The organism is Microvirga vignae (assembly GCF_001017175.1).
GTDB lineage: Bacteria > Pseudomonadota > Alphaproteobacteria > Rhizobiales > Beijerinckiaceae > Microvirga > Microvirga vignae.
The window spans coordinates 1-6248 of sequence record NZ_LCYG01000141.1 but is presented as its reverse complement, the minus strand read 5'-3'; the positions used below and the strand labels follow the sequence as shown (position 1 = coordinate 6248).

Annotated in this window: 4 protein-coding genes and 3 pseudogenes; 5 read left to right on the top strand and 2 right to left on the bottom strand. The window is 58.0% G+C overall.

Annotated elements, in window-relative coordinates:
- Positions 1 to 665 (bottom strand): annotated as a pseudogene (locus AA309_RS36170) (hypothetical protein); the annotation flags it as partial.
- 253 nt (positions 666 to 918) lie between these two features.
- On the opposite strand from AA309_RS36170, the gene AA309_RS30800 reads away from it, so the two are divergent.
- The 3 genes and pseudogenes from AA309_RS30800 to AA309_RS30790 all read left to right on the top strand — a co-directional run bounded on the left by AA309_RS30800 (position 919) and on the right by AA309_RS30790 (position 3868).
- Positions 919 to 2196, top strand: coding sequence for a hypothetical protein (locus AA309_RS30800; RefSeq protein ID WP_047192840.1), 1278 nt, complete (start codon positions 919 to 921; stop codon positions 2194 to 2196).
- Between the two features lie 265 nt (positions 2197 to 2461).
- Positions 2462 to 2653, top strand: a pseudogene (locus AA309_RS30795) (AMP-binding enzyme); the annotation flags it as partial.
- Positions 2654 to 3223: 570 nt separating this feature from the next.
- Positions 3224 to 3868 (top strand): glutathione S-transferase family protein, encoded by a 645-nt coding sequence (locus tag AA309_RS30790; RefSeq protein WP_425286919.1) that lies wholly within the window; start codon positions 3224 to 3226, stop codon positions 3866 to 3868.
- Between the two features lie 644 nt (positions 3869 to 4512).
- Here the strand turns inward: AA309_RS30790 and AA309_RS30785 are convergent.
- Entirely contained in the window at positions 4513 to 5223 is a 711-nt protein-coding gene (locus tag AA309_RS30785) for a L,D-transpeptidase family protein (RefSeq protein ID WP_047192837.1), read from the bottom strand.
- 107 nt (positions 5224 to 5330) lie between these two features.
- Between AA309_RS30785 and AA309_RS38010 the strand changes: the two are divergent.
- Together AA309_RS38010 and AA309_RS30780 are read left to right on the top strand one after the other, a co-directional pair.
- Positions 5331 to 5522 (top strand): annotated as a pseudogene (locus AA309_RS38010) (cation transporter); the annotation flags it as partial.
- A 453-nt stretch (positions 5523 to 5975) separates the two neighbouring features.
- Complete coding sequence (locus AA309_RS30780; protein WP_047192836.1) at positions 5976 to 6224, top strand: hypothetical protein; 249 nt, start codon at positions 5976 to 5978, stop codon at positions 6222 to 6224.
- Positions 6225 to 6248 lie beyond the last annotated feature (24 nt).

Below are 6248 nucleotides of genomic sequence, written 5' to 3'. Positions count from 1 at the left end.
AGAGGCTTCAGAGCAGCGGTCTTCTGCTCCTCTTCCTCATCACTGGCCACCATGATTGTGTGCCACTTGCCTGTGTCCAAGGGCGCCTGCCGTCCCAGTTTCTTGAGAAACAGTAACAGGGCATATAGGTTAGTCCAAGAGCCAGTTATTTCAGCGCATACGAGATCAAAGCAGAGCAACCAAGAGGCCGCCGAAAATTGCGCCTGCGCTGCTCCAGAGTATGCCGCCAAGCCCCAGGTGCCGACCGGGAGAAAAGTTCTGCAAAAGCTCCATGAGACCGCTGTAGGCTGAGAGTGATCCGATGTCAGCCATACGGGCTGAACGAGATACGCCAGGACCAAGAGACCAGCAGTAACCCCGTCAGCAACGGTGTGTTCGATCCCTGGGAGGTGCGGGAGGCAGAGGAAGCTCAAGCTTCCTCCACAGGAGAATGCGGCATGGTCAAAGATGTAGTCCTTCGCACCGTCGCCATTCACGTCCCGCTGTTGGATGAACCCCTTCTCCAGTGTTGCCTTCTCGGGCGCACACGCTTCTTGGCCCTCCGGAATGGCTGCCGCAGGGTTAGCGGGAGGCCCTGCAATGACTGAGCCCAAATGCCCGACCAGCCATGAAGGAGAAGAACGCTCCGACCAGCACAGCGAAAGGACCTTTATCTTCAGTTTCACCTCACTGATTTTGCATGGCCTGTTCCAAAGGTGACAAACCGCACAAACTGAGTGACCGCATTATGCCATAATTAGCGTTTGTTGACGGCAATGACGGATCGAGGTCGGCTGGCGACCGATGGATTGGGCTTAAAGGCCCCTGCTCTGGTTTGAGGGATGAACTCTACAGCATTCCGCCCGTGCTGACTGAGGCATGCCTAGCAGTTATCTTATTGACCTGTCCCTTTAGGGGCGGCTTCAAGGGGAGGCAGCAATGCGCATCTCATCCCCTCCGATACGCACCTCCGTGCTATGTACGACCCTTGCGACCATTATGTTCGCGGCAGCGAATGCTATGGTACCGGTTTGGGCAGCGTCGCAGATAGGTTCTGTACTAGCTACTACAGCAGGCCCACTGGCGGAAGACTCACTCTACAGCTGTCTACTAAATGCGGTGAACCAAGGGGGGCAAATCAAACAAGCAATTGATGACTGCGCGACTAAGCTCCATGTGGACGCCGCGCGCGGGTTTGGCGAGAAGGGCATTCCCGGTCCGCTTGGCGACCAAGGCGACGGACCCTTCGATCCGGCTACTATCACTGGCGCTTGCGCCGGTGGCGATCCCACCATGTCCAAAGGGGAGTTCGTCGGGAAGGATGTAACCAAGAAAGGCGGTGCCTACTCGTGGGGGTATAAAGGCGAGATGCGGGGCAGCGATGGGGAGGTTTGGAAGTATCTCGGTCTGAACGAACAGGACTCCCGCGCCCAAAAGGAAGAATGGGAAGCCTATGCCGAATTAACTGCTAAAGAAAGAAAGGAGGCAAGCGATGCTGTAGGTAAAGCAATCGATGAGGACATAAAAATTCAGGAAGGAAAGGACGAGGCTGCAAAGAAGGCCTCTAAAGCCAAGGTGAACGAGCTTTGGAAAAAATACGAAGATAAAGCTAGCAAAGACGACAAAGCGCAGCAAAAGGCACAAAGCGATCCCAACCGCGGACCTATTGACCCTGCACATCCTTCACATGAAGCCTCAGCCTGCTCTAAGGCGTTACAGGCAGCGCGTGAAGTGCTCCGAGAATGCCAAAGGGTAAACTGGACGAGCCATAGGTGCCAATCCCTGCAAGCGAAGATGAACAACTGTCCCGATCCAGCCTTAATTCTTGTAACCGCCGAGTCCGGCTACACGTGTATGGCCACCGTCAACTCCGAAGAGGTGCGTAAGGCATATGTAGCTCGCTGCCGAGAACTTAGCCGACCCGCCGATCCTAACGTTGACCCCTGCGCACCGCCTGAGATCCACCACGGCCGCTTTTTGCGCACTTCAAGCCCATCCCACCCAGACACCTGCTGGGATCCACGCGCCTTTGAGATATCTGACGCGTGCTTCGGGACATTGACTATACCGGACTTCGGCTTCAGGAATTTACGCGAACTTCTAGTTATTGCCCTTGAGAAGCTGGGCGGGCCGACGATTGTTCTGCCGTTGGATTTCGACTCCCCTCCCGGTGCTCCAAGCGGCCCGGACGGTGGCGATCCACGGCCTCCTCGCTGAGAATGCTGAACGACGAGACAGCAAGCCATCAGCACTCCACCGCCTTGACAAGCGGTTGAGTGCTCTATCGCGACATCCCTGGACCCTTCTCGCACGAGAGCGACCTTGATGTGGCGCGGACCAAGCGGATGAGGTCGGCCAGTTCTTGCCCCCCGGCAATCGCTTCGTATGTGAACTGGCCATGGCGATAATTGCCGTTCGCTTCGCCTCGTGGCCCCCCGCCAACACCGGTTGGATCTTCGCGCTTGAGCCGGACTGGAGTGCCAAGGAAGGTGAGACGATGACGGAGGACGAGCTGCGGGCCTTCTGCCAGGGACAAATCGCTCACCAGAAGTTCCCACGCTACGTCCAGTTCGTAGACGAGTTTCCCATGACCGTCACCGGCAAGGTCCAGAAATTTATCATGCGTCAGATTGTGGAAGAGCAACTCGGGTTAAAGCCAGACGAGACTGCATAAGTCTATCGGGTTCCGTCGCAATTCCGGAGTAAGGGGGTATGGGGAGGTTATGTTGCTGCCCGGTGAAAAAAGGAGGTCGTTTTAGAGCTAAGAGCTTTTGGCCATCGTGGCCTGCCTGCTTCGGGTCTCAACCTGCCGACCGGCTGCGACAGGTAATTCCATGCTCTCTTTGAGAACAGTATCTTTCACCGTCTGAACAGAAGATCGTCTTCGCTGTCAAAGCGAGGAATCGGCGGGTCTGCTAAGGGATAAACTCTGCCTTTGCGCGCGGCTGTGGCAAGGTCCACTTCCACCCCCTGACCTAACTTCCTCCCCCTTCTGCAGCGATGAAGGAGAGCATAAGGATTTGTAGGACAGCAATAGAACATTTGAGATCCGTCTTCATTGACGGGCAGGTCAACGTGTTGAAATGGCGGGCACCTGAAATTGATCCGGTGCTGGGTGCCCCACAGATCCTCTTGCTCTCCAAAGGGTCTCGATGGCGCGAAGAGTAGCCGCATTGAACAATACGGGCGTACAGCTGAGCCAAATTTGATAAGGATGGGAAGGGTGAGGATACTTTATCATTGTATGAGCGCACGTTCGTTCAGGCCGCTTTGGACTTTGGAAGAGCTGGAGCTCACCTACCAAATTGTAATGCTCCCTTTCCCACCGCGAGCCTGCTCGCCCGAGTATATGCAAATCAATCCGCTCGGTACTGTTCCGGCCTATATCGATGGCACAACAAGAATGACAGAATCGGCGGCGATCTGTGAATTCATTGCCATGCGCCACAGCTTGGGCGATCTCGCTATAGCGCCGAATGAAAGTGAATATGGAGAGTACCTAAACTGGGTTCATTTTGGCGAGGCCACGCTGACATTTCCACAGACGCTCGTTCTGCGTTATGGTCGCTTCGAGCCCATAGACCGGCAGCTGCCACAGGTCGTACAGGACTATTCCCGCTGGTTCTTATCCCGCCTTCGCGGCGTCGAGAGGAAAGTATCGTCACACCGCTACCTCTGCGCTGACCGTTTTACCGTAGCCGACATATCTGTGGGCTATGCCCTTATGCTGGCGCAGTACTTAGGCTTGAGCGACCGCATTCCGGAAGCAGTTCGAGAGTATTGGGCCGAACTGCAGGAGCGGGACGGCTTCAAGAAAGCTCTTGCAGCTCAAGAGAAGGCTGCTGTTGAACAGGGAGTATCAACGACACCCGCACCTCTGACCTCCTGAGTTTACTCAGCTTCACCCTCTCCGTTCTGGATCGTAGATTGGTTGGCAAGCATATGAATGTTAAAAGGCCTCCTCATCGGTAAGAGCATGTAGGGCGAAGGAGCCAGCAACAGGAAGAGCTTGAGGATCTCTGGGGTACCCAGGCATGAATCAACGTCAGGAACCCCACCTCAATACGGTCATCAGCCATGTCCGTGAGGACGCTCCCTGAGCGCTCCATAGCCATCCCACAAATCCAAGGTCGAGGCTGGGTCGTGTTTTGATCCGCGCACTGACCCGCCCCCGCCAAGTGGTCCCATTGGAACGATAATCGAGTTTAGGATTACCAACGAAATTGCACGCGTATCTGGAAGGTCTTCTACTTCCGGCTCAGCAGGCATTCGGCCTACTTCGCAGATGTGCCAAGAGCCGCCGTTCCCCATCGCCCAACCCATTGCCAAGGAATGGCGGTCGTGTAGTTGACCTCGGGAATGGCTGCCGGGTCGCTGGATGCTGGCGTCTCGAACCTGGAGTCTTGCGTGACGATAAAGGTCGCGGCGTCGACCTTCCAGGGATCGCCCCCCGTACAATCCCTCAGATGCCAAGAACGAGCCTGTCCTTTGCGCTGCCCGCACCAGCAGCGCGAGCCGGGGCTGGCGCCGTTGCTATGCTGGCAGGACAATCACCTTTGTCTTGACCGGCGTTCGTGAGTACAGGTGCATCATGTCCTGAGTGAGGAGGCCGACACAGCCGCTTGTGATGCCTGTGCCGATCGATTCCGCGTCGAGGCTGGCGTAGATCGTGTAGAGCGTGTAAGCGCCGTTCTGATAGAGATAAAGCGTGCGGGCGCCGAGCGGATTGTCGAGGCCACCCGGCATGCCGCGGGCCCATTTGGCCGCCTCGGGTTGGCGCCGGATCATCTCCTTGGGCGGGGTCCAGGTCGCCCATTCGCCCTTGCGCCCAACATAAGCGTCACCGCTCCACCGAAACCCGTCACGGCCGACATTGGCACCATAGCGGGTGGCGGTTCCGTCGCCTTCGATGCGGTAAACGTAGTAATTGCCGGGGTCGACGATAATCGTACCGGGCGCCTCTTTGGTGTCATAGCGAACTGTCCGGCGATAATATTTCGGATCGACCTTGCTGATGTCGACCGCCGGGATCGGGAATTTCTCATCGGGCACCGGCCCGTAGAGCTTCGCCGCCTCGGCGACGCTCATGCCGTCGGATGTCGCGCAACCGGCCAGCCCCAGCGCGCCGACACCGACGGCCGAGCCAATCAGAAACGACCGGCGGCTGAGAAGCTCCGCCCGACGCCCGGTCAAAGCTCCCTCGTCTGTCTCGCCGGCATCGGCGCTGCCACCGTCCATGATCATGATTTGGCCGTTTCCCTTGTCCTGTTGCCCGACGAGACAATGCTCCGGCAACCACCCGCTGAACGTCTTGTTGAGCTGAGATTGCCGTCACACGGCTCGATTGGCAAGCCCGCGCCGTCGCTGCGCTGAGCTTGCCATGCACCAGAGCCGGTAATGTCCACGCGGTCTCGCAATCTCACTTCGCGTGGCGCTCGGCGTGGCCCGATCTGATTGTTGGCCTCGGTATCGCGGCAATGAATGCGGATGCTGCCCGCGACGTGTGGGAAGCAGCACGCGAGGAGCGCCGCGCTGAAACATGAGTGACCGCTCAGGGTCACGGCCGGCCATCCAGCTTGGCTGTGTGAAGGTCCGCTCTTCGCCTGTGACCTGCCCTCCCCTCCTGCGAGGCGAAGGACCCGGTCACACTCGTCAGGCACCCGGGCTTTCCTCGCCACCCAGCACAAGCCGCTGCTCGCGATGGGGCGACGGTCTCAAGAAGGGGCAGGTTTGCTGGTTCAAACGGCGCCAGGCCTGGGGCGGCGATCCGGCCTGCCTGAGTCGAGCCTATGCCGACCGACTCCTGCAGCTACGAACCGCCTTCCAAGATCATGCTAAACGGGGGCGTTCTAGCACTGCCGATCAGATACCTGCTCCAGGCGGGCAAGACAGGTGTGAGGCACCGCACGGAACCGAGCCGTTTCGGTCAGTTAAGATGCGTTCGCACGCGGAGGCTCGTGCCGCTTGCTGAGATTGGCCCCCCATTGGAGGCCCTTATGGCAGCCTCACGGGTTCTGTTTGAGCCGACCATTGCCCTGCCCGGCTCTGGACCTGTCTCGGTCGCTGGAGAAATCCTGGTCATCCGCGAGTGGACCGACTCCGGGCCGTCCTATCTGCACATTCACCGCTTCGACGATGAAGCCTGGCACGTTCTGGAAGGATACCTCCGCTTTCGCTTCGAGCATGGCGAGGTGGACGCCCTTGCCGGCACTACAGGGGGCAGTGCAAGATGTGTTCCTGATTGAGCGCCGGCATTATCAACCAAACAC

What these genes read in the sequence shown, in the direction of transcription:
- AA309_RS30800 (WP_047192840.1), top strand. Translation starts at nt 919, where the DNA reads ATGCGCATCTCATCCCCTCCGATACGCACCTCCGTGCTATGTACGACC.
- AA309_RS30790 (WP_425286919.1), top strand. Translation starts at nt 3,224, where the DNA reads ATGAGCGCACGTTCGTTCAGGCCGCTTTGGACTTTGGAAGAGCTGGAG.
- AA309_RS30785 (WP_047192837.1), bottom strand. Translation starts at nt 5,223, where the DNA reads ATGATCATGGACGGTGGCAGCGCCGATGCCGGCGAGACAGACGAGGGA.
- AA309_RS30780 (WP_047192836.1), top strand. Translation starts at nt 5,976, where the DNA reads ATGGCAGCCTCACGGGTTCTGTTTGAGCCGACCATTGCCCTGCCCGGC.